Raw genomic sequence first — 25,701 nt, 5'->3', positions numbered from 1 at the left:
TTGCAACACCTTTATCTACCTAAACCCACTTAATTGATACTTTAAGTAAATCCCTTACTTAACGATTAAATAACCTTGTTAACATAAACTACGCTCATATTAACTTAATGTTAATTATTTAGAATCAGATTTTAATCACAATAAGTGAATGCCAAAATGACCTTCAAACTTTGAATTTTTATTGAATGATTATATTGTGATACCAACAATGATTTTAGCGATACATGGAAACCTCAATCCAACAAATCTTTAAAGCGCAACTCGGCAGAGCCCTTGAAATGCGCTCTAAGAGTATTCAACATAGATTGGATAAAATAATAAGCATAAAAAAATGGATATTAAACAATAGAACTCTTATCCATGAAGCACTATTTTCTGATCTAAGAAGATCAAAACAGGATACTGACATATTCGAAGTCTTTCCAGTAACTTCAGAAATCAATAACACTATTAAAAACCTCAGAAAATGGGCAAAACCTAAAGCTGTTCCTTCAGGGCTTTCATTTATAGGTACCCAATCTTATATACTACCAGAACCTAAAGGAGTATGTTTAATAATAGCACCATGGAACTTCCCATTCAACCTTGTAATGATTCCATTGATAACAGCTATCGCGGCTGGCAACACCATCATCATAAAACCTAGTGAACATTCTCCAGCTACCTCAATGGTCATTCAAAACCTGATTGAAGAGTTATTCGAGTATTCAGATGTAGCAGTAGTGCAAGGAGCTGTTGAAGAGACTCAAGAATTACTCCAACTTCCCTTTAACCATATATTCTTTACAGGAAGTACTGAAATAGGTAAAGTTGTAATGACTGCCGCTGCTAAACACTTAACTTCAGTTACTCTGGAACTAGGAGGTAAATCTCCCGTCATCGTTGATGATAGTGCCAACATTGAAGATTCAGCTAGAAAGATTGTTTGGGGAAGATTCGTTAATTGTAGTCAAACATGCCTATCTCCAGATTATATTTTTGTGCATGAAAGCAAAGAAAATGTATTAATAGATGCTTTAAAACATCAAGTTCAAATCCTTTTTGACCACAAGAATGAAGGGTTCAATAAAACCCAGAATTATTCTCGACTTATTCATGAAAAGCACACGTCTAGAATTATAGACATGCTGGAACAAGCTAAAAAAGATGGTGCTAAAGTTGAGTTTGGGGGAGACTACCAGGTGAACGACAACTACATTGCTCCTACATTATTATCCAATGTAAAAGAATCCTCTGAAGTATGGACAAAGGAAATTTTTGGTCCTGTTCTTCCAATAAAATCTTACAACGAAATATCCGAAGTAATAAATCACATCAATATGAACCCTAAGCCTCTGTCTCTTTATCTTTTCAGTCAAAACAAAAACACTCAAAACAAAATAAGTCAAGAAACATCTTCCGGATCATTGGTAATGAATGATGTAGTATTGCAGTATTCACAGCATAACTTACCTTTTGGAGGAGTAAATAACAGTGGTATAGGTAAATCACATGGTTATTATGGATTCTTAGATTTCAGTAATCAAAAGTCGGTACTCAAGCAGCGCATAGGGCTAACTAATGCCTTCCCTTTTTATCCACCATTTACACATTGGAAAGAGAAGTTTATCGAATTTGCCATCAATTATTTATGATAAACTATTTTAAAGATGGAGCTCCAACTATAGCACCTGATAAAAATATAAGCTGAAGAACGATAAAAATGGTGTGATACTTTTCCTTTTTAACATCACTCACAAAAAAGATAATGTATGCCGAGGCATACATAACATGAGGTATATGCAGATGTAAATCAACATTTGATATAGCGAAATTATTCCAAGCACTAGAAATTACACTGGCCAATCCCAAGCCGTACATCCACTTCCATCTATCTCTAAAGTAAAATCTAAGATCTGTCTCTTCCTGACGGCTACCTGTCGGAAACAACATTCGAGCTTGTAGATATAGTATTATTGGGAATATTAAAACACTAAGTACTTTCAAAATTGTCCATTCTCTAACAATTTCCTGCATAGAATAAGTCCACCACCAATCTTGAATATGTATTAGGAAAACAACTAAAATGTATAGCGAATGTGGAATACTAAATTTCACATTGTCCCAGTCAGCTACAATATCAGATACTCCTGTAAGAATTTGTGCTACTCCAAGACCTAATATGATTGATGTAAATGCAATTACGTATTCAAATGGTTCCATTTATATCTGATTATATTTAAGTGAATGTCTAAGCTCATACTATTACATGACGGCAGTCAGTTTAGTTCCGTAGCAATGACAAGATATTTGAATCATAAATTTTTCCCAATCAAAATTAGCAAGAATATGAACACTGTAAGGAAGGTCCTTGTCCCCATTGATTTCTCAGAAAGTTCTAATGCTGCAGCTAGATATGCAGCGGAAATGTCTAAAATGGATAAAAAAATAGAGTTTTTATTGATCCATGTTCAAGATGAGAAATCAAATTCTTCATTAGAAGATTTAAATAAACTTAAGTCAGAAATTTTCGATAGTAACGGAATTACTTGTCAATCCATAGTAAAATCGGGAGAGTTAGTAGAAACGTTAATAGAAGTGAATGATGAGTTTGGAATTAATTTGATTGTTTTTGGTACTGCAGGATCTGTTGATGAAACGATTAATTCTAAAACCGCACAACTACTAAGAAGAGCAGATTGTCCGGTACTTTTAATTCCTGCAGGTACAGATGCATTCATGATGAAAAATATTGCTCTTGCAGTAGATAATAAAGAGTTAGATGATGCATCCGACTTAGGACTTTTTCACGATTTAGCGAAGTGGTATAAATCTACAGTTCATGTGGTTACGGTAGACAGAAAGGATCAGGACAAAATAACTCTAGGAGAAACTCATAGATCACTTGAGTACTACTTAGACAATATAGATTATAAAATGGCTGTGCCAAAAAACTCTGATATTGAAAAAGGAATAGAAGAGTACATTAAAGACCAAAACATCGATATGCTAGCCATAATGCCAAAACATCATGCTAAAAACATAGAACGATCTGAGGGCAGACTTACGAGACTTTTGGCAGCTCATAGTAGTGTACCATTACTTGTAATTGATTAAGAAATTAGAATGAAAAGCGGGACTGAAGTGCTGCCCTACACTTTCAGTCAGATAGAGCGAAAGACTAGATTGGGTAATTTTTAGGGGGAACCTCGCGATAGGTTTCCCCTTCTTTGTTTTTAGGGTATTCTTAAAATTACTCTCCAAACAGCTCTTCTTGCTGAGCTGGAACGATGTACTTATCAAAATACCAAGACGACCATTTTTCTAATGATAAAAAGATGCCTACACTAAGAGCAACGATCGTTAGAGTAAGAAGCACTAAGTTCAGAACCTTTCTATCCGGATCTACGGAACACTGGTTTTGCTTCTTTCTGTAGGCATACACACCATATATACCTATGGCTACAGCTACTCCTCTCAGCACCCAAGAACCTACCCCTACAGAACCGTCTTCATTATAGAAAAAATCTGCAAACGAAATGGCATACACCCCACCCATCAAACCGAACATAAATAACACTGCTGGAGCTACACAACATAGTATTCCTGCTATACCTGCTGATGCTGCAAACTTAACTGCCCATTTCAGCATATTTGGCTGTTCATTACCTTTTTGCTTATTCATAATCTTGATTTGGTATTAAAAACCTAATTTGACTAAAAAGGTTCCTTGTGGCAGAATTATTTATCAGTTTCATTATTTCTCATACAAAAAATCGAACTGAAATTACTATTTGAGCTAAATCAGCCTTTTAAAAAACCAGAATCTCCATTTCTTCTCTGCACTATAAAAAAATCGAACTTGGTAACGCTAAAACAGGAATAACCTTAAACAAAAAAGCTACTCTTTGATGATTCAAAGAGTAGCTTTTTAATTATTATGGAAGATATCTTACTTCAAAGAAGCAATCAAATCTTCGTTTCTTTTGATGTATCCAAAGTCACCTGCTTTACTTTCTGAAGCTAGTTTCTTAGATTCTTTCGCTACTTTAATGGCTTCTTCTTTATCTCCTTTTGCCGCTAAAATTTTTGCCTTAACATATACTTGCCAAAATTGCTTACTATTTTCTCCTGTCGATAGATAAGTATTGATCCACTCTAGAGCTTGGTCCATATCCTTACCTTTGTCTAAATAATATCTTGCCGCAACAGCATAGCTTCCAGGCTCTTTACCTATATTTTCTTTAATAGAAGCCATAACCTTATCATCATATGAAACAGTGACAGGAATCTTAACTGATGTATTCTCCCAAGTCAATTCAATAGCAGCCATTTCGCTGTTCTCACTTAGATCAGATATATTAAAAGTCAGCATCTGAACCGTAGGCTTTATTTTAGAAGGCTTAATCATCAATCTAACAGCATCTTTTTCTTTACTGTATTTACTCATATTCCCTCCTATCTTAGTGTCTGTATAGAAAATCACAGTCCACTCAGTCTTTGATGGAATAGACAATAGCTGGTAAGTGCCCGCAGCAAGACTTTTTCCTCCTACCTTAACATCATCGCCAAATGTCACTTTTGTACCTCCATTAGCACCTGTACGCCAAACCTCATCGAATGCTACTAGCTCTCCGAAGATTTTACGTCCTTTTACTTGAGGTCTGAAATATTCTATTGACACATCAGTCAAACCAACTTTAGTCGAAACCGTTCCTTTTGGGCTAGGAAGAGGTGTCTCAATTTGCGCATACGAAATTTGAGAAATAAGTGCAAAAGCCACTACAGCTAACGCTCTGAAGTAATTTTTCATGAAAAATAATGTTTGAGTTATTTAATACGATCTATAGATACTCCAAATTGACTTGAATGGTTTCATCCTTTTTCACTTCTATCAACCATTTTTTAAAATCATATGGTCCAAATCGACCATGAGCATCATTTGAAAAGCCATACCCCTCTTTTGGTATACCAATGAAATTTGTATCCAATTCGTCATTCACGTTTTCATCGTGAAATAAACGAACTGCGTATTTACCCTCGGGAAGACCCTTGAAGGACATAATGGAGACTCCTTCTTGAGCTCGAATTTTGGTATCTTTAAAAGAATCTTTATTTACATCTAAGAGCTCTATCCATATATTTCCTTGATCGCTTTTTACATTATTGATTACCACCTTCAGTTCATATCCCAAAGTGGTAAGTGGAATCACAAAGATCGCAACAAGAAAAAAGTGTTTTTTCAAAACAAATAGTTAAAGTGAGCTTTATACCTCTCCTGCAATAAAAAAGAGAGTAGGTTCTGAAAAAGTCCTTGATATAAAACCTACAGTTTAATGAGAACACAAATATAGGATTCAACAGTTAAGACATATCAAAAAAACATGCCTTTTCAATTAATTGATCAGCCCCCTGAAAATCTATATATAGAACAGCTCTGTTTTTGTAGAACGCAGATCTAGATGTCTTTATATAACTTCGACTAACCTATGCATTACACCATATTAACTAAACTAAATGTTCAATAACAATTAAAACCAATCTAAAAAAGACCTAAAAGTATGTCTTTAGTCAGTTTAGTATTCATGTAAGAAAATTAACAATGTCGATAAGCAAATAGGCAGTACCTTTTGGCTTTTGTTTGTCTTATGTACCCTATATGAAAAAAATTAAACTGTATATAGCTATCAGTATTAATGGTAAAATTGCTAAAAAAAACGGTGATGTCGATTGGTTAGAAAATATTCCCAATCCTGATAATGAAGATTATGGGTATACTGAATTTGTTGAAAGTTGTGATTCAACCATTATGGGAATGGTTACGCATCAGCAAATTTTAGGATTTGATGTAGCGTATCCATATCGGGGTATGAAAAACTATGTAATCACCAGAAATCAAAATCCTGAGCCATTTGAACATGTGGAATTTGTAACTAGTAATCACATAGATTTCATTAAATCACTGAAACAACAAAATGGTAAGGATATTTGGCTAATTGGAGGAGGACAGATAAATACCTTGTTGTTGGCCAATAAACTCATTGACCAGATCTATCTCTATTACATGCCTTACATTTTAGAAAATGGTCACGATATTTTTGAATACAACCTCAAAAATGTACCTCTAAAGTTGATATCAAATCGCACATTTCAATCGGGTGCCATGGAAGCCGTTTATGACGTCGTATAAACAGATTATATAATTTAAAACTAACATTTAGAAATCAACCCAGATTTTAACCTGATCTAATTATATCGTCTATTACATTCCAGTAAAAATTGAGGTCAGAAGAAAACTCCGACCTCATTTTAAAGAATGTCAACTAGAACAATATTGTTTTAATCAATCTTGATAAATCGCTTAGACTTTATACGCTCTTCACCTGAAACTTTTAAGACATATACTCCCAATGGTAGTTCTATTGTTGAAATAATTTGAGTTCTACCTTTAATGCTACCTGATTTTACAATTTTATTAGTCAAATCAATCATCTCATATTGTGTAAATCCCTCTTCTTCTAAAGATATAGTCAATTCACTTCTAACAGGGTTTGGAAACAGTTTCATACTTCCTTTTACATCGTTTGACAAACCTGTTGGCATATTATCTGAAACAACTATTTTGAAAACTTGACTATCAGACAATCTACCATCATCTACAGTGACTTTGACATTATAACTACCTGACTGCGTATTGTTAGGTGTCCATTTGAACTCACCTGTACTAGCATTTACAGTCATTCCCAATGCTGTTGACTCACTATCTAAACTAAATGTCAGTACATCACTATCTTCATCCGTCGCTTTTATAGTAAATAATAAAGTTGACTCTTCAGTAATCGTTTGATTACTGATTGTTTGTAGTACGGGTGCTTTAGATTCACTAAATCGCTGTGCATAAATACCTTGATCAAAACCATCTTGATTTTTACTTTGCCAAGTAATGACAAAGTCACCACTATCATGAATATCTACCGATGGGTGTTTTTGATCATCTGTAGTTTCAGTATTGACCTGAAAAATAAACGTTTCAGCTTCTCCTGACTTGTTGTATAGTCTACCGAAAATGTCTTCCTGATCAGTATTCGCATCAATATTTGACCAAGTAATCACAAATTCACCTGTAGCATTCATTCTTACTTGAGGCTTTTTCATAAAATCGATCCCCTCTACTACCTTTATCAGATTTCCAATAGCAGCTCCTTCTGAATTATAGCGCTGTGCCAAAATATCACCTTTATTATAATCTCCTCTATCCCAAACGACAACAAAATTACCATCTTGATCTATTCCAGCTGAGGTATACTCTCCTGTAAGAAAAATCTCATCACTTCCATCATTGACATAAATAGGTAACCCCTTAGCTACTCCTTTAGCATCATATCTCTGAACATAAACATCAGCACCATCTCCTGGATCATCATACCAAGAGATGACAAATTCACCATCATCATTCATGGCTATAGAAGCATTGGCCTGATTGTCATCGGTTTTATTTGTGTTCACCAAAAACTCATCCCCTTGTGCTATAGCCGATGAATTATATCGGCGCGCATAAACTCCTTCTCTATTGCCATCTTTCCCTCGATCTTGCCATAAGATTACAAAGTCTCCACCTGCATTCATATCAATGAATGGATTACTAAGCGAATTGGTTCCTGAGCTACTAATAGTCATTGCATCACCTTGTAATTCACCTGAAGCATTGTATTGTTGAGCCATAATATTATCAACATCGCCAATATCTATGTGACTTTTCCATACCACTATGAAATTACCATCTGCATCTATTGCTACTACAGGAGAATCTAAATATTGAGCATCCTGATCTTTCAAAAGTTGGACTATTAATTCAGGACCCTGCTTATTTCCGAGGGAATTATATATCTGTGCATAAATACCGTCCACATTTCTAGCCCCTCCTTGTTTCGACCAAACAACAACAAAACTGCCATTAGGGCTCATTGACACAAATGGCTTCTCCTCTGTTAATTCAGTTGTAGTATTGACTTGGAACTCACCGCCTATCCTTAAAGATTTTTCTACGACTACAGTAAAAGGTTGATCAATAGTAAACTTACCATCGCTGACCTGCACCACTCCATCGTATCTACCTGTCTGACCTAATTTTGTCTTCCAGGTCAATAAACCACTGGAAGGATCAATTTCCATTCCTAAAGCTTTGGCCTCCTGATTCAGACTAAAAGTCAGTAGATCTAGATTAATATCTTTAGCTATTACTTGATATAATAATGTAAGCCCTTCTGATACTCCCAACCCCTCGATGGGTTCAAATATTGGAGCCATAGGATCAAGAAAACGTCTTGCCAAAACACCGAAATGTGATTCATCTTCAATCTCTACATCATTTTGCCAAGCAACAACAAAATCATTACTTGTCCTCATACTTACTGTAGGTCTTGATTGATTACCTATTGGCTCTACATTTACACGAAATTCACTCTCCTGTGCTACGCCTGAATCGTTGTATTTCTGGCCATAAATCCCCAAAAGCGAACCATCTTGATCAAAAGTATCCCAGACAATCACAAAACTACCATCTGCTTCCATACTTACAGATGGATTGCTTTGGTCATTAGAAGTTTCGGTATTGACTCTGAATTCTGTACCCAAAGCTACCCCATTAAAATCATAGCGCTGGGCATAAACTCCCATACCATCACCATCTTGACCTTCACTTTGCCAAGTAACAACAAAATTACCATCAGAGTCTACACTAATAGAAGGGTTAACTTGTCTACCAGTTAAAAAACCATTAACTCTAAATTCTGTACCTTGAACTACTCCTGAAGCATCATAGCGCTGAGCATAAATATCTTCTGCCCCAACAAAGCTTTGCCAAACAATCACAAAACTACCATCAGCAGCTACTGCAATAGAAGGGTTTGACTGTTTTCCCGATGTCTCTGAATTTACTAAAAACTCAGTTCCTTGGGTAGTTCCTGAAGCATCATAGCGCTGAGCATAAATACCATCGTCTGAGCCATCTTGATTTCTACTTTGCCAAGCAATCACAAAATTACCATCAGTATCCATTCCTACACTAGGATCAGATTGATCTAATGAAGTAGTTGTATTGACTCTAAATTCCTGAGCATCGCTAGCCTCTCCTTCAGAATTATAACGTCGAGCAAATATCCCGCTAGATGAACCATCTTGACGGCTATCCTGCCATACTACTACTGTACTACCATCTGCACTCACATCTATAGATGGATTAGTCATGTTAGGTCCATTGGTATTGTAAGTATTAACTTTAAAATTATCCCCTTTAGGTTGACCGAAAGCATTGTACCTCTGAGCTCTAATATCAAAACGAACAGAACTACTACTAAAAAAATCGTTTTGCCAAACCACCATAAACTCTCCATCCTTGTCTATAGCTATGGTTGGGTTTTGCTGAGGTTGGGAGGTACGAGAACTGACCTGAAACTCTGATCCATTCAACGCGGTCGCATTCACCTGAATCATAAATTCTTGCTGATGAGTTAATGCTCCATCACTTGCTGTTACAATCACATCAAAACTCCCCTCACGATTGCTAGTATTAGACCAAGTAAATTCCCCTGTTTCAGGATCAATATCCATACCCAGTTGCTTAGATGCTTCGTCCAAACTGTAAGTCACAACATCTTCATTAACATCTTCGGCTTCTGTCTTTAAATAAAGTTTTAAACCTTGATCAATAGATTGATCTGCAATAGGGGATAAAACTGGAGCCGTAGGAGTGGCAGGTGGTGCAGCATACTTTTGCGCATAAACGCCATTATTGGAACCATCCTGATCGGTACTTTGCCAAGCCACAACAAAACCGCCAGCATCATCACTTGCTACCACTGGAAATTGTTGATTACTGGAGGTCTCTGTATTAATTTGAAACTCTTCATCTTTGAATTCTCCTGATTTGCGAAAACGCTGCCCATAAACCCCTTGCCCTGAACCATCCTGACCAGAGCTCTGCCAGACGATCACAAAATCACCATCAGCTTCCATCGCAATGGAAGGATTACTTTGCTGGCCCGAAACAAATGTATTCACCAAAAATTGATCGCCCTGTAAGACACCATCAGCATTATAGCGCTTGGCATAAATACCTTCTGCCGATTTATATTCATTCCTCCAGGTAATCACAAAGTCCCCATCAGGTGCCATACCCACTGAAGAAGAACCAAGATAAATTGATGATATCACGGAAGTTTCAGAACCCTGTGGAACTCCAGATGCATCAAAGCGCTGAAAAGTAAAACCTGTACTATAATCACCAGTAGTCCATGATACTACAAAATCTCCATCGGCATCCATCGCAACCGATGGAGAACGTTGATCCTGACTGGTTTTGGTATTGACCAAAAATTCGCCGTCTTGCGCCACTCCGGATGCATTATAACGTTGAGCATATATTCCCCAATCATCGCCGTCCTGATTGGCACTCTGCCAAGTAATCACGAAATCACCATCTGCATCCATGGCTACTGCTGACCTATACTGATTGTCTGAGGTTTCAGTATTAACTAAAAATTCATCTCCTAATGCGACACCATTGGCATTGAAGCGTCGAGCATAAACGCCACTGTTGGAGCCATCTGGTCCAATCCATGAGACAACAAAGTTACCATCGTCATCCATGGCTACTGAGGATACCCATTGGCTACCCGATGTCTCAGTATTAACTAAAAATTCTATCCCTTTTACATTTCCTGATTGATCAAAAAGTTGTGCATAAACTCCACTACCATTTCCATCCTGATCATCACTTTGCCAAACAATAACAAAATCGCCATCAGCATCCATAGCTACAGACGGACTACCTTGGCTATTTAAAGTCTCAGTATTAACTAAAAATTCACTACCGTCCTTGTTCTGAGCGAAAGTACTTGTAGAGATGCCTGCCAGGGTCATCGTACTCAAACTAGCAATTTTCCATGCGAGACCTGCTGCTGTTAATTGTCTCTTGAGCCTATTCAAACGATCTAAGAGCATTTGCCTCTTTCTGATTGTATAGCGATAAAAGTCCCCACTTTGGATGGCTCGATCCAATCGACTTTTGTATTTAATGTATTTTGAATAAATAGAGTGTATTGGTCTTTTCATATCGGTATAAACCTTTGGATTAGTGGATTTTAGAACCTTACATTAATTATGGCTAAATGGAAAGTCTAGGTCTTTTCATGTAGATAATAATTTATGTCTCACCTTTCTTTCTAGGAAAAAAGTTTTATCTCAAACCAAATCTAATTTGGACTTAACCAATCTATAGTTTGATTTAACTAACAAGAATATTAAATCGGAAGAATAAAAAAATTGAACTAGTTTAAGAATGGAGGAATTGAGACGTAATACCCTCCTATTCAAATAGTATATTTTTGTATTTCAATAATTCTATTCGCTTAGGGGGAACTACAGCCTCAATAAATTTTTAATTAGGTATAAAAAGAGAGTATCTGTTTAGTTTGAACCTTGTTCTAATCCAAAGCCCTCTCTAAAATAATCATTGATCGCATCTGCGCTGTACGCATCATCCCAAGTTTTAGGAGCGCGAGATTTAACAATATTCATAAAGGCATCAAATGACTCTTCCTGACCTAAAGTCTTGCTATATGTTGCAAGAGTTCTCTCTGGATCTGGAAAAGGACCTTCATGTGGGTTTTCAAATTCATCTGCGACAGTAACATCATAAAGTACATTGTCCTTATCTTCTGGAGTATATCCATGTTTTAAATATGATCGGCAAATTCCACATGTCCCTATTTCTTTAGTTATTATATTCCTTTCTATTTTAATATAGTCTGGGTTTCCTATATCCTTGCTGATAACAAATCCCCAAATGGCTCCATTCGCTTTTTCTGAAACGGGAGTTCCCTTATACATAGAAGCAGTTTCGCTCATTACATTATCAGTGACCAACGTAAATTCACCTGGAACCATTTCAACTTTAGAATACCCAACTCCTAGCTGTATAGAGTTTCTACCAAAAAAGTTATTGTCATAAGTACCTCCAGGTCTGCCATGTATACCATGACTTGAACCTCTTGTGATGATATTGTTTCGAACAAATAATCTACTACTTACATTATTATCAACTATGTACAAATTATGATTTCGAGTATTTGCTCCTGCTCCTTGCACTGTAGGATGCCACCCTCCATAATCAAATACGTTTTCTTCGATAACTAATCCGTCTACTGCGCTAACATACAAGTTAGATGGTCTTTTTTTATGATGTTCTGACGAGGTATTGATATAAGCGCCAGTCCAAATATTTCTTCTTAGCACAAAGTCTTTTGGACCTCCACTTTCCCAAGAAGCAATCTTAAGTTCCATAAAGTCAAACACATTATCCTCCAATAAAACATCTTCAAATCCACCTAAAAAATGAAATGAAGAACCAGTTGCACCATCAAATTGTTCATTATCGGGATCTAATTTGTATGCATAAAAGTGCAATCCAATAAACTGCAAATGTGATGTAGGACCATAGGCCAAAAAAACATCTTTACCTGCAGCACCTATTATTGGTCTTGGACCATCCCCGTAGGAAGACACTACGGTAGGTTCAGACTTACTTCTTCCACTTGTTACCTTATTTAGGTTTTCATCTATGAAGGAATCTCCACTTTTGAGATATAAATGATCAGGATAACCTTCCCGCATTTTACCCATAGCTACAGCTAATGTTTTACATGGAGTACCATCAGTAAAACAATCATTCTTATCATCTCCTTCTGAATTACTAACATAAATAGTTCTTGAATCAGAGGATACTTCTAGAGCTGTGAACCCAAAATTAGAACCAATTGGATTATCAGAACCGCTATCATTTTGTTCCTGAGTATCATCTGATTCATCAGAACCCGGTTCTTCTGCAGGTTGTTCATCGCAAGCGAATAGAAAAAAGGCAAAAAGACTTAAAAATAAATATTTCATGAGTTAATTATATATATGATGTTTAATTCAAACTATAGGCTTAGTAGCCCTGTCTACGATAACAAGTCTTAATCATCACTTTAACAATTTTACCAATATTTGATTTAAATAATATAAAATTGCATTTACAGAACAATACTATTAATTGAGTAGGATATAAATATTGAACTAGTTCAATATTTATATAAATCGTTATTATTATAATTCGGCTTTCAATACGAAAGTTTAGTTCTGATACAAGCTAATAGAACAAGTAAATTTTAACTCATTATGAAATAACCTCGACATATAATATCTCATAACAATGACGTTATTGAATAGATTAATTTGAGTTTTGAATATGGGTACGCGTCTCTAAAAATTGATATTTCAATTAGTAGACCGTGATTTTTGATAGACCTTAATTTTATGAAATGGACTCGAAAAATCACCCTTGATATTTTTACCAGCTATATTCACATATCCCGTGAATATTTGGTCTCGCCATCTTGGTGAGACTTTTTTCTTTTTATTTCACATAAACGAATGGAAATTTGTTTAGTGAATATTGATTGAAAGTGCATCTATCAATTTCTAGTTAATAGAAACTCTCAAACTTACCAAAGTTGGATTACTTCGAAATGATATCCAAGACTAGCTTCTTGGTTAACGGCTGACCATTAGCTTTCACTTTAATATCAGCAAATGTAAATCTGAAATTACAGCCATCTTTCCATTCTGAACAACCATACGCTTCCTTTCCTTTGACCAAAGTACCTTTCTTGCACTTAGGACATATGGGCATTCCATTATCGGTTTTCTTTGGAGCTATTGATTTATTTTCGAATGTCAATTGAAAGTCATCATTCAATTTTATAATCCCTTCAACTTTCTCCCCTTCAAGAATAAATCCTTTTAGTTTAGTAGTAGCTTTTTTATCAATAAGGCGCTTTAACTGAGACTCTGTAAGCTTCTTTTCCAAAAAGGATATGGGTAGTCTAAAACTACAACCTTCTTTCCAATCGCTACATCCATAAGCTACACTACCCTTTAAGATTTGTCCTTTTTGGCATCTAGGACATTGTGAACCTACAAATTCTTTCTTGGCAGGTTTACTTGCTGACTTTTTTTTGAGTGTAATGGGTTCTGCTGTCAACATGGTTTTACCTTGTTCCATTCTTACTTCATAGACCAAGTGATCAACCATTTTCTTCATGTTAGCAATGAATTGCCCTGCATGATAGTTGCCATTCTCTATCTCTTTGAGTTGCTTTTCCCATTGCCCAGTAAGTTCTGCTGATTTGAGTAGTTTATTCTGAATCGTATCGATTAGCTGAATTCCCATAGGTGTTGGGAGTACCTGCTTTTTGCGACGCATCGTGTACTTGCGTTTAAACAAAGTCTCAATGATACTTGCTCGAGTAGAAGGTCTACCTATACCATTGGCTTTCATTAAATCACTCAATTCTTCGTCCTCCAGTTGCTTACCCGCCGTTTCCATAGCCCTTAACAATGACGCCTCCGTATAGTACTTAGGTGGCTTAGTTTCCTTTTCCACAAACGAAGGTTCATGTGGTCCTTGTTCTCTCTCTACAAATGATGGAAGTATATTTTCTTCTTCTTCCTTTGATTCATCATCATCCTTAGTCTTTTTCTTTTCTTTAGGAAATAAAACTCTCCATCCTTCTTCTAAAATCTCTTTTCCTCTGGCAACAAACTTAACTTCTTCTACCTCCGCATCGACCTGCGTCTTAGCTACCTTACAATCTGGATAAAAAACAGCTAGAAACCGTCTAACGATAATGTCATAAACCTTTAAATAATCACCACTTAAAGATTTCTCCTCCCCCGTAGGCACTATCGCATGGTGATCAGTGACTTTATTGTCGTTAAAAACTTTAGTAGACTTTCTGATCTTACCGGTTAATAATACCCCTGTAAAACTGGAGTAATTGTTAAGCCCTTTCAGTATGCCAGGAATCTTTGGATACATATCATTTGGTAAGAAGGTTGTATCTACTCTTGGGTAAGTCACGACTTTCATTTCGTACAATGATTGAACGATTTTCAACGTAGCATCTGCTGTCAAACCAAACTTACTGTTACAATAAACTTGAAGCGAGGTCAAGTCGAAGAGTTTTGGAGCATATTCTTTTCCTTCCTTTTTCTCAACTTTTTTGATGACTAAGTCTTGACCTTTTACTTTATTAAGCAGAGCTTCTCCATCTTCTTTATTGAAAAACTTCCCTTCTGTGTTATTAAACTTAGTGTCCCTATAAAGTGTCATCAGTTCCCAATAAGGTTTGGGAACGAAGTTTTCAATTTCATAATGACGCTTAACCAACATAGCAAGTGTCGGCGTTTGAACTCGACCAATAGATAATACTTGCTTCTGTGCACCATACTTGAGCGTATAAAGCCGAGTCGCATTCATTCCTAGTAGCCAGTCTCCAATAGCTCGTGAACTACCAGCATAGTATAGGTTATCAAACTCACCTGCTGGTTTTAACTTCTCAAAACCTGTTCTAATTGCTTCTGTAGTGAGTGATGAAATCCACAATCGCTGCACATGCCCTTCAAACTTAGCTTGCTTCAAAACCCACCGTTGGATCAATTCTCCTTCTTGCCCTGCATCACCACAGTTTATGACCGTTTCAGCGTTACCTAATAACCTTTGAATGATTTTGAACTGCTTTTTAACTCCGCCATCATCCATAATTTTGGTTTCAAACCGCACTGGCAACATAGGTAGAGTATTCAAATCCCATCTCTTCCAATGTGGTTTATAATCTTCAGGAGGTAGGAGCTGACAAAAATGTCCAAATGTCCAAGTAACCTGATAGCCATTACCTTCATAGTAACCATCATGACGATTAGTTGCTCCGATTACATTAGCAATCTCCTTGGCTACACTGGGTTTCTCGGCAATACAGACTTTCATAGCCAGCAAAGAAAAATCATTGTCAGATAGGGTAAAACTGCTTTTAAAATAAAATTAAAAAGCTGCCTTGACAAAAACTCTTACCCTCTCGATATCAAAGCTTTATAGAGTTAATGAATTTAGGATAATATCTATATAAACCAAATAGTTCCCAACCTTTCATATACTAGGGAAGGATCAAGCCTATGACTTAATTTTTTAGCTTTTCTTAGTCATTTGCTGTTCCATTTCATCTTTCTCCATATCTCTTGTTGCTTTTCTGTCAAGAAAGTCCAAGTAACAATTCTACTTACTTTATTACCTTGAGCCATAGGTATAGTCTCAACTTGTACTGCTTTATGCTTATTCAAAGCGCTATAAATACTCTTGAGATTAGCTTGCTTAGATACTAAAGTAGAATACCAAAAACAACAGTTACTAAACTCTCGACTCTGATAGATATAATCGAGAATGAATCTTAACTCACCGCCTTGACACCAGAGTTCATTTGATTGCCCTCCAAAATTTAGTTTAGCACTATCTACCTTCTTACCCGATAAATTGCTCACTTTACGATTAGATCCCAATTGTGCGTCTTCGGCAGACGCATGAAATGGTGGATTGCAAACGGATAGATCAATACGATCATCCTTGCTTAAAATACCTTTGAAAATATCATCAACATTATTTTGCCTACGCAGCTCTATTCGACCTTTTAAATTAGGATTCAAATCAATTATGATTTGAGCAGAACTTAAAGAATTCTCATCTATATCAGTACCTATAAAGGACCAACCATATTCAGTAACTCCAATGATTGGATAAATCAAATTGGCCCCTACACCGATATCAATACAAGTAATACTTCCATTTCTAGGCATTTTTTCCAGATTACATTTTTGTAACCAACTTGCCATATAATGAATATAGTCTGCCCTTCCCGGTATTGGTGGACACAGATATCCATTCGGGATATCCCAGTATTCGATATTATACTGAAGTTTTAATAGAGCTTTATTCAGTGTCTTAACGGCCTTAGCATCGGAGAAGTCAATAGAAACTTCTCCGATAATATTTTTAATAAGGAACTTCCTCAACTCGGGGGTATGTTTGACAAGTGTATCAAAATCATACTTTCCTTGGTGTTTATTCCTAGGATGTAATTTTGATTGACTTTGGATACTCTTTTTCACTTTGTTCTTTTATTTCAGCCTGTAGACAAAAGTATAATGAAGTATCTGAACGAATTAGAATGTATATCTTGTTTTCAAGTAGTATCTAAGTCCTTCTGGTGCAATGGTACCTGGTTGATTCTTGGCATGTTCACCATATGCAGGCAAAGGTTTCGTATTATTGAATAAGTTGAGCGCTACAAAAGATACCTCCAACTTTTTCCAGAACTTACGACTAGTCATAGTAAGATCAAAGAAATTAGCTGAAGCAATTTGTTCCTCATGCTGTTGATCATGATATGGAATTCCATATACTGCTCTCCATGCCATGTTAGTTCTCAATAAGTCTAAAATTTGGTATTCTGCTCCTAGAAAAGAGTTGAAACTAGGAACAAACAATGGACGTCCTTCTGAATTCCCTGGATTAATCGCTAATTGCCCTGCATTTATTTTTGACCTCATTGTAGAACCGTTCCAATACAGTAAGAGTTTATTTATTGGCCTTGATTTAATTCCCCACTCAATACCAAGAGTTTTCATTCCTCCCGTATTAATAAAATCATTGAAGGAAGAATTATCTCTAGTTATTTGATTTTCTAGCTGTTGATAATAAAGGTTGACATTGAAATTGAAAACTTCTCCTAAATTACCAATTACTGCTACTTCATGAGCCGATAGTATTTCTTCGTCAGGAGATGTGTGTCCTCTCTCATTTGCTTGAGGTCTTCTAGGGGCATTATTATAAAAGTACTTAAATACTAAATTTTCATTTCGCATGTAAATAAGTCCTCCGCGGTAAAAGACCATCCAATCTTGAAACATTCCATCATCTTGAAAATCGAAACGAGTACCTCCTATTACTCTTAACTCAGGAAGAATATTGTAATCCAACTGGACAAACGAGTTGTGATATCTAATATTTGTAGGGGCAGAAGTTTTCCCGAACCAATCAACACCTCTTCTGATGGCAAACTGATCATTGATTGAATAAAGTTGATTTTTGGCCAAGCCATATAGATCACTGCCAAAACTGATATTTAATTTATTATCTAATGCTCTAGCGTTTGCATTGAAACCTACGTCTCTAGTACTTTGTCCATCAATACCTACTGCATTCATATACCAAGTCTTTTCATAGTGATTATGATAAAGAGATACATCTATATTATCACCTTTGAGTGGTAAAGTATATTCTAATCTATACGACCAAACATCTAATTGATCATGCGGATCTGCACCTGTAGAATCGGCTATATCTTTCCATAACTGAGCAAACTGATTTGGTCTCCATTGTCCATCAGGACGCCTATCATAGGCGTCTTCGAACCACAACTGAGGAGAAACGTGATCATTTTTTTCCATATAGACTATGGCTTTAAACCCTTCGTATTCCACTTTACCTATAAAAGAGTACGAAGGTAAAAGTCCATTGACCTTCCAGTTATTACCTGGTTGATTAAATGCATCCTCTACAGTCTCAGGATTCTGCCCTTTTTCATTCACCCCAAAAAACATACCCCCTTTATCATCTTCAAACTTTCGACCATACAGAGCAGATAAAGAAAATTGATTGTAATTCCCATAACTACCCACTAATTCTGGACCATTCAAATCATCTCGTATATTTAGGTTCATTAGTCCAGCATTGGCACTGCTACCCCAAGCAAGTCCTGAAGGCCCTCGAGCTGCTTCTACAGAACTAAAGAATTCGTGAGGAAACAAGGTATGCCCATAATCCTGGATAGGCATCAGTTCTATACTATACCCGTATCGCCAGATCGATTGTAGTCCTCTGACCATAAACCCATGCTGACCATAATAATCCGTATTGTAAAAAGAATATCCAGAAACTCGCCCCATCGTTTCAAAAAGGTATCTGGTACCCCATCGATTGATTTCTTCGTGTGTCAGTTTGTATGCTGACAATGGTACTTCTGCCAACTTTTCCTCTTGTTTTGTGACGGAGTATATTCTAAAATCAAGTATTTCTTGCAAAGACCAGTTTTCAATATCCAATGAGTCCACATCAGTCTTTACTTGAGCGAAAAGAACTGCATGACTTAAAACACTGAAAATAATACTTGTAGATACTTTTTTAATCATATGTAACTTCCTTGCTTATTGAAGGCTACTTAAAGGCCACAAGAAATTTTTGGAGACAGAACATAAAATCACCGAAATAATACTTTCGGAACACATTTAAAACAAAATCGGATTGGACAAAATAATTAAAACTTTTAAGAACACAAATCTCAACTTCCTTGCCGGCTTTTAAATACGTATCTTTCATCTTTAGCATTTCTCAATTTTCAACCTGAATACATTTCTTTATAAAGAATTCATTTTTAAAGTTTTAATCTTGAGAATAATCTTTCTGATCAGTTTATTGAACTTTGTATTCTATTACAGTCAACTACTGAAAATTGTAATGAATTTTTATTTCCTTCTACAATGAACAATAATCGAGATTAAACTTACTGACAATTTCGATAGGCATAAATTGATACTCTTCTACTTCCCTATTCATAATCAATTTCTTATAAAGGGTTCTTATAGCCTTATACCCTTGGTTAAAAGGTAGTTGATTAATAATAAAATCAATTTTATTATCTCTTAGCATCTCAAAGTTTTGAGATATCAAATCACAGCCCACTATTCGAGTAAACTCTTTGCCTTCTATTGCCTCATTCAAAAGGTATATTCTAGAACTCGGAACATAAATCCTTACATCTTCGATTAAACTAAGCTCACTCAATAACCCACTTATCGTCCTATTATCTCTTTCTATATTAATTTTCCTAATCTCCGGTTTAACAACCATTGAACTGAAGTATGACTCAAAACCTGCAATCCTTGATTGAAGCGTTTTTTTTACTTCATCCGCTTGATCAAAATTTATTACTGCAACATGATAATTATTACTCGCACCATGATCTATAAGGTGTGCTGCAGTTACACCGCTTTGAAATGCATCCTGACCTATATAAGACAATTGCCCATCCCAACCTTCAATTTTAGAATCTATCAATATTACTGGCACTTCAGCATCTTTGATTCTCCTAAGTAGTAATTCGTTCGAATCAAAAAATATGGGAGCAATTATCATACCATCTGGACTAGAATCAAGTGCTTTATCCAAAGCTAGATTCATTGAAGCAGTTGTTGAATCATTTAGCTTGAATTCAAAAAAAAGAATATTTAAAAAGTCAAATTCTGATAATGCTTTAGAAATTCCTTCTCTATGTTTTTGCCAATAACTATCAGCCTCAGGTAATAAAACAGCTATTTCAAAAGCCTTATTAAGTTTTAATTTCCTAGCATTAACATTAGATTTATAGTCATAATCCTTTGCTATTTTTTCAACCTTTTCCTTAGTTTCTTTAGAAACACGCCCTCTATTATGTAAAACTCTATCAACAGTTCCAATAGAAACCTGAGCTAAAGCGGCTATTTCTTTAATTGTAATCTTTTCGTTCATTCCCTCTACTAAGGACAACTATTCTATTTGACAACTCAATTAACATGTAAACAAAAGCACTTTGAATAACATTCTATATTGTAACTCTTAATCAAATAGACAAACAAATGAATAATATTCTCGAATAATAACGATAAATACAGACGTATAGTACAACGAACCTTAATTTTCAGAAAATATCAGCTAAAAACACTTCCTAAAGATGATATAGTTCTCTTTAACAATAACACCTTTAATGGTAATTCTATTGAACATCAACGCGTATTAATCTAGAGTACTATTAGGGTTTGAAATCTCTAAAACCTATAAATTAATGACTTTGTAGTTGCTCAATTAACCAGTTTATTATCAATCAAAGTTTTGAGTGAGCATAATCATACAATAGCCATTTGCTTGTAGTTTGTATAGAATCATTTTTAGCGTAGTTTTGACACACTTATTTAGTTATGGAACAAAAACCAACCAGTAGACAAGTGAATTGGGATACCACTGTCTCCATAGATGCCTATGAATGTTCCCATACAGCAGATGTCGCCATTTTTGGTTTCACTCAAAAGGGCCTTAAAGTACTTTTAGTCCAAAGAGATATTGAACCATTCAAAGGGCACTGGCTGCTACCAGGAGGAATAATGCAAGAAGGGCAAAATCTAGAAGAAGCAGTTAGTACAGTTCTTGATAAATTACTTGGACTATCTTCAGAAGTATACATAAAGCAAGTAAAGACTTATAGCAACGTCAGACGTCACCCGATTAAACGAGCAATTACATCTGGATATTATGCCTTGGTCAAACCTGAATGGTTAGAAATGAGACCAAAAAATTATATATCGGATGCTAAATGGGTGGACTTTAGTGATATTAATGAGCTTGGCTTTGATCACTTGGAAGTATTACAGGATGCTAGAAATATGCTCAAGCAAGCAGTAAGTTTTTCCAAGATTGGATTCCATTTACTTCCTGAAAAATTCACTTTAACAGAATTGCAGGGTTTATATGAAATATTACTAGACGAGACCCTAGACAGAAGGAACTTCAGAAGAAAAGTCAACAGTCTAAACATGGTACTAGAAACTAAGGAAAAAAGAAAAGGCGTTCAAGGCGCTCCAACTTTATTCAAATTGAACCCGAATTTTCAGTCAAATACAAATCACAGTTTTAGATAATCAGAAAATGAAAAAGATAATCTATTTATCAGCATTATTTACCTATTTAATAATAGGATGTGAATCAATAAAAAACCCTCCATTAAAACTAGAAGGAGTTAGTGGACTTAAAACTTATTCTAGAGCTCAATTTGAAGCATTAGTAAGCGATGAAATCGATGAAGGGTTATTTCCTGTATTAAAAACTGATGGTGAGTTCATTCCATTTAAATTCAATACTCTTGAGGAAAGTTGGGAGTCTGTAACTTACTATTTCCCCGAAGGAGATGAATATTTTAAGGTTATCTACAGAAAATCAGATAATCTACCAGAAATTAACACTAAACACTTTGAATAATCTGATTAAACCAACCTAACAAATCAAAAACAACAGAATGATAATGATGACTACTAAATGGCGATTGTCTATTCAAGTACTAGTCGTACTGTGCATAGGATTAATTTCTTGCCAACGTACCGATAAGGTCAAAACCTTAAAACTAGCTCATGGACTAAATGATCAACACCCCGTCCATCTTGGTATCCTTGAAATGGCCAGACTACTTGAGGAAATATCTAATGGTCAGATGACCATTGATATATACAGTAATGGACAATTAGGACAGGAAAGAGATTTATTGGAGTTACTACAAATCGGCAGCATGGATATGACCAAAGTATCAGCAGGTGCTCTTGAGAACTTTGTTCCAGAAATCAGTGTGTTGGCACTGCCTTATATTTTCCGAGATTCGGCTCATGCTTGGCAAGTCTTACAAGGAGGAGTAGGTAAGCAACTACTTGAAAAGGGAAGTGATTACAGACTTAGGGGATTGTGCTTCTACGACGCTGGTAGTAGGAGCTTCTACTCTAAAGAAAAACCTTTTACAACTCCTGAAGATCTAAAAGGCAAGAAAATTAGAGTCATGAATAGTCAATCTTCTTTTGACATGGTTAATGCTCTTGGCGGCTCTCCTACCCCAGTTTCATTTGGTGAACTTTATACTGCGCTACAACAGGGAGTGGTAGATGCTGCTGAAAACAATCCTCCTAGCTTTTTCACTTCTAGACACTATGAGGTATGCAAGTATTATTCTATTGACGAGCATATGTCACTACCTGATGTACTGATAGTAGGCACTTATACTTGGAATAACCTGACAAATCAAGAAAAAGAATGGCTTCAAGAAGCTGCTGACCGCTCTGTAGAATATCAAAAAGCAGTATGGTATAACTCTGTTCTTGAAAGTCTAGAGGCTGTAAAAAAAGCAGGTGTACAAGTAAGCTACCCTGACAAGACTCTATTCCAAGGTAAGGTTCAAAACCTGTACAACAAATACAAAGACCAACCGAAAGTATACGAACTAATCCAACAAATACAAGCGACAGGACTCTCCTCATCAAAAACAACTACAAATGACTCTAAGAAATAAAATAGACAAAGCACTAGAAATTGCACTAAGCATACTTCTTGGCATAATGGTACTTAATGTACTTTGGCAAGTAGCTTCTAGATATCTATTAAGTAACCCTAGCATTTTCACGGATGAATTAGCAAGATATCTATTAGTTTGGATTGGTCTTCTTGGCGCTGCTTATGCTTCTGGTAAACAAGCTCATGTAGCAATAGAAATACTTAAACAAAAACTTAATAACGAACAACAAGCTATTCAAAATAAGATAATTCATGTTATCATATTAATTTTTTCCATTTTAGCATTCATTGTCGGCGGCACGAGAATGGTCTTGGTTTCTTTTGATCTTGGGCAAACTTCATCCGCTATGCACTTACCAATAGGATATGTTTACTTAGCACTCCCTATTAGCGGTTTTTTGATATGTTTCTATACCATTTGTGACCTTTTAAACATCGACTAATCATGGAGCATTTAGAAATCATTACACTTATTACAAGCTTCATTGTTTTGTTGGTATTAGGTGTACCTGTGGCATATAGTGTTGGACTAGCATCGCTTTGTACGATATTGGTCAGCATAGATTCAATGCCTGCTTTTACAACCATTGCTCAACGAATGGCTACTGGGTTAGATAGTTTTAGTTTGCTAGCAATACCATTTTTTGTACTAGCAGGACAAATCATGAACCAAGGAGGTATAGCTCAACGACTCATCGCTTTCGCAAAAGCTTTGGTAGGTTCTTTTCCAGGAGGTCTTGCTTATGTAAACATCATTGGAGCTATGCTTTTTGGCGCAATTTCAGGCTCTGCGATGGCAGCAGTATCAGCTATTGGGGGAACACTTGGTCCACGCATGGAAAAAGAAGGATATGAAAAGGAGTATAGTGCTGCAGTTAATATTGTATCATCTACTACTGGTCTTGTCATCCCTCCTTCAAACATTCTAATCGTATACTCTCTAGCAAGTGGAGGAGTTTCTATTGCAGCTCTTTTCTTGGCAGGGTATCTTCCAGGTACATTAATGGGGCTTGCATTGATGCTAGTAGCAGCCATATATGCTAAAATCAAAAATTACCCAAAAGGGGAAAAAGCAAGCTTTAAAAACGTAATCGTCACATTCGTACATGCGCTTCCTAGTTTATTTATGCTTTTTGTAGTAATTGGAGGTATAGTGGCGGGAGTATTTACTGCTACTGAAGCTTCGGGAATTGCTGTTCTTTACACACTTATTCTTTCATTAGTGTACAAAGAATTAGATTTTGAAAAACTTAGAACTATAGCAATAAGCTCGGTAACTACAACTTCAATAGTTACTTTATTGATTGCATGCTCTATGAGCATGTCATGGGTTATGGCGTATGCTGATATTCCTCAAGCGGTAACGTCAGCTCTTCTAAGTGTATCAGACAATCCAATCGTGATTCTTTTCCTTATCAATGTATTACTTCTTTGTGTAGGAATTTTCATGGACATGACACCAGCTGTTTTAATCTTCACCCCCATATTCCTACCTGTGGTAACTAGCATTGGTATTAATCCTGTACATTTTGGGATAATTATGGTCATGAACCTTTGTATTGGCTTGTGCACACCTCCTGTAGGATCTGTGCTATTCGTAGGAATGGGAATCGCTGATGTCTCACTCAATAAAGTATTGAAGCCTTTAATTCCACTTTTTATAGTAATGATAGTAGTGCTTCTACTGGTAACTTACATTCCACAAATCAGTCTTTGGTTACCCGAATTATTTGATTAAAACTACTTCTGTAGTAAAGGTATGTGAGAGCTCAGTATAGATGCTGAGCTCTTTTTTTTAAATTATTTAGATATTTAACAAGTAAAAAACTCGGTAACCAATTAGAATATCTTCCAGGTTTTATTCTTGTTTTACCCCAGTCTAAAAGAATTAAACCAGATATAAGATCGCACTACGATCAATTAATGTATATATTGTTGCTTGATGAATAAGGAATTATTCTATAATGACATTGCTGAAGATTTTGATTCAATCATGAACATGTATGATACGAATCGCAGAATAGAGGTCATTTTCAAGGATTTTCTTGGAGATGAAAATCTTACTAAACAGTCATTACTGGATGCTGGATGTGGAACTGGGTGGTTTACAAAAAAAGCAGTAGAAAGAGGCGCAGAAGTCACCACTTTAGACATTGCCCCTAAGCTTGTAGACATTTCAGTCAACAAGTCACCTAAAGCTAAAGGCATAGTAGGATCACTTCTAGATCTACCCTTCGATGACAATAGTTTTTCTTATGTAATCTCATCTGAAGTAATTGAACACACTCCTAATCCATATGACGCTACATTAGAAATGATCAGGGTACTAAAACCCGGCGGAAAAATTTGCATCACCGCCCCGAACCGAACGTTCTGGTATTTTTCTTTGAAATTAGCTCAAACATTTAATCTACGGGATTATCAAGGCTATGAAAACTGGGTACACTATCATGAGCTTAAGTCTTTTTTAATCAACAATGGAATTGATCTGATCGGTTTTAAGGGTATTCATCTATACCCTTTTGTGGTACCTGCCCTTAATAAACCTCTTTACTGGCTGGATCAAAAACTCGATCAAAAATTAGGCTGGATGATGGTCAATGTAGCTGCATTCGGTATCAAAAAAGGTTAACCAATTTTCTCACCTAAATCAA

The 25,701-nt window shown here is 35.9% G+C and carries 19 protein-coding genes; 9 read left to right on the top strand and 10 right to left on the bottom strand.

Annotation, left to right across the window (positions count from 1 at the left end; genetic code table 11):
• Positions 1-224: 224 nt before the first annotated feature.
• A complete protein-coding gene (locus DKG80_RS10360) occupies positions 225-1,634 on the top strand; it encodes an aldehyde dehydrogenase family protein (RefSeq protein ID WP_109831270.1) in 1,410 nt (469 codons plus the stop codon).
• 4 nt (positions 1,635-1,638) lie between these two features.
• Here DKG80_RS10360 and DKG80_RS10355 read toward each other — a convergent pair whose 3' ends face one another.
• Positions 1,639-2,202 carry a hypothetical protein gene (locus tag DKG80_RS10355; RefSeq protein WP_109831269.1) on the bottom strand — a complete coding sequence of 188 codons (564 nt, stop codon included), beginning with the start codon at positions 2,200-2,202 and terminating at the stop codon, positions 1,639-1,641.
• 126 nt (positions 2,203-2,328) lie between these two features.
• On the opposite strand from DKG80_RS10355, the gene DKG80_RS10350 reads away from it, so the two are divergent.
• Positions 2,329-3,096, top strand: a complete 768-nt coding sequence (locus DKG80_RS10350) for a universal stress protein (RefSeq protein WP_162555810.1) — start codon at positions 2,329-2,331, stop codon at positions 3,094-3,096.
• 136 nt (positions 3,097-3,232) lie between these two features.
• On the opposite strand, the gene DKG80_RS10345 is transcribed toward DKG80_RS10350, so the two are convergent.
• The 3 genes from DKG80_RS10345 to DKG80_RS10335 all read right to left on the bottom strand — a co-directional run bounded on the left by DKG80_RS10345 (position 3,233) and on the right by DKG80_RS10335 (position 5,225).
• A complete protein-coding gene (locus DKG80_RS10345; RefSeq protein WP_109831267.1) occupies positions 3,233-3,664 on the bottom strand; it encodes a hypothetical protein in 432 nt (143 codons plus the stop codon).
• Between the two features lie 267 nt (positions 3,665-3,931).
• Positions 3,932-4,792, bottom strand: coding sequence for a DUF2911 domain-containing protein (locus DKG80_RS10340; protein WP_109831266.1), 861 nt, complete (start codon positions 4,790-4,792; stop codon positions 3,932-3,934).
• 31 nt (positions 4,793-4,823) lie between these two features.
• A complete protein-coding gene (locus DKG80_RS10335; RefSeq protein WP_109831265.1) occupies positions 4,824-5,225 on the bottom strand; it encodes a DUF2141 domain-containing protein in 402 nt (133 codons plus the stop codon).
• Between the two features lie 413 nt (positions 5,226-5,638).
• On the opposite strand from DKG80_RS10335, the gene DKG80_RS10330 reads away from it, so the two are divergent.
• Positions 5,639-6,169, top strand: a complete 531-nt coding sequence (locus DKG80_RS10330) for a dihydrofolate reductase family protein (protein WP_109831264.1) — start codon at positions 5,639-5,641, stop codon at positions 6,167-6,169.
• Between the two features lie 149 nt (positions 6,170-6,318).
• Here the strand turns inward: DKG80_RS10330 and DKG80_RS10325 are convergent, their stop codons facing one another.
• From DKG80_RS10325 to DKG80_RS10300, 6 genes are all read right to left on the bottom strand, one after another.
• On the bottom strand, positions 6,319-11,091 hold the full coding sequence (locus DKG80_RS10325) for a putative Ig domain-containing protein (protein ID WP_109831263.1): 4,773 nt from the start codon (positions 11,089-11,091) through the stop codon (positions 6,319-6,321).
• Between the two features lie 354 nt (positions 11,092-11,445).
• Complete coding sequence (locus tag DKG80_RS10320; RefSeq protein ID WP_109831262.1) at positions 11,446-12,924, bottom strand: hypothetical protein; 1,479 nt, start codon at positions 12,922-12,924, stop codon at positions 11,446-11,448.
• Between the two features lie 610 nt (positions 12,925-13,534).
• On the bottom strand, positions 13,535-15,844 hold the full coding sequence (locus tag DKG80_RS10315) for a type IA DNA topoisomerase (RefSeq protein WP_109831261.1): 2,310 nt from the start codon (positions 15,842-15,844) through the stop codon (positions 13,535-13,537).
• 212 nt (positions 15,845-16,056) lie between these two features.
• Entirely contained in the window at positions 16,057-17,016 is a 960-nt protein-coding gene (rlmF, locus tag DKG80_RS10310) for a 23S rRNA (adenine(1618)-N(6))-methyltransferase RlmF (protein WP_109831260.1), read from the bottom strand.
• A gap of 54 nt (positions 17,017-17,070) precedes the next feature.
• Positions 17,071-19,098, bottom strand: coding sequence for a TonB-dependent receptor plug domain-containing protein (locus DKG80_RS10305; RefSeq protein ID WP_109831259.1), 2,028 nt, complete (start codon positions 19,096-19,098; stop codon positions 17,071-17,073).
• Positions 19,099-19,441: 343 nt separating this feature from the next.
• The gene (locus DKG80_RS10300) at positions 19,442-20,491 is read right to left on the bottom strand and encodes a LacI family DNA-binding transcriptional regulator (protein ID WP_162555809.1); all 1,050 of its coding nucleotides are present in this window, start codon (positions 20,489-20,491) and stop codon (positions 19,442-19,444) included.
• Positions 20,492-20,919: 428 nt separating this feature from the next.
• Between DKG80_RS10300 and DKG80_RS10295 the strand changes: the two genes are divergently transcribed.
• From DKG80_RS10295 to DKG80_RS10270, 6 genes are all read left to right on the top strand, one after another.
• On the top strand, positions 20,920-21,636 hold the full coding sequence (locus tag DKG80_RS10295) for an NUDIX hydrolase (RefSeq protein ID WP_109831257.1): 717 nt from the start codon (positions 20,920-20,922) through the stop codon (positions 21,634-21,636).
• A 7-nt stretch (positions 21,637-21,643) separates the two neighbouring features.
• Positions 21,644-21,973: a hypothetical protein gene (locus DKG80_RS10290; protein ID WP_109831256.1), complete on the top strand. Its 330-nt coding sequence runs from the start codon at positions 21,644-21,646 to the stop codon at positions 21,971-21,973.
• Between the two features lie 43 nt (positions 21,974-22,016).
• Positions 22,017-23,045, top strand: coding sequence for a TRAP transporter substrate-binding protein (locus DKG80_RS10285; protein WP_245906992.1), 1,029 nt, complete (start codon positions 22,017-22,019; stop codon positions 23,043-23,045).
• The gene (locus tag DKG80_RS10280; protein WP_109831255.1) at positions 23,029-23,490 is read left to right on the top strand and encodes a TRAP transporter small permease; all 462 of its coding nucleotides are present in this window, start codon (positions 23,029-23,031) and stop codon (positions 23,488-23,490) included. Before DKG80_RS10285 ends, DKG80_RS10280 begins: the two co-directional genes overlap by 17 nt.
• Before the next feature lie 2 nt (positions 23,491-23,492).
• A complete protein-coding gene (locus DKG80_RS10275) occupies positions 23,493-24,785 on the top strand; it encodes a TRAP transporter large permease (RefSeq protein ID WP_109831254.1) in 1,293 nt (430 codons plus the stop codon).
• A gap of 204 nt (positions 24,786-24,989) precedes the next feature.
• Complete coding sequence (locus DKG80_RS10270; RefSeq protein WP_109831253.1) at positions 24,990-25,679, top strand: class I SAM-dependent methyltransferase; 690 nt, start codon at positions 24,990-24,992, stop codon at positions 25,677-25,679.
• Positions 25,680-25,701: the final 22 nt, after the last annotated feature.

The organism is Reichenbachiella versicolor (genome assembly GCF_003171675.1).
GTDB lineage: Bacteria > Bacteroidota > Bacteroidia > Cytophagales > Cyclobacteriaceae > Reichenbachiella > Reichenbachiella versicolor.
The sequence above is the reverse complement of the archived record's forward strand: the minus strand, read 5'-3'. Positions and strand labels throughout refer to the sequence as shown.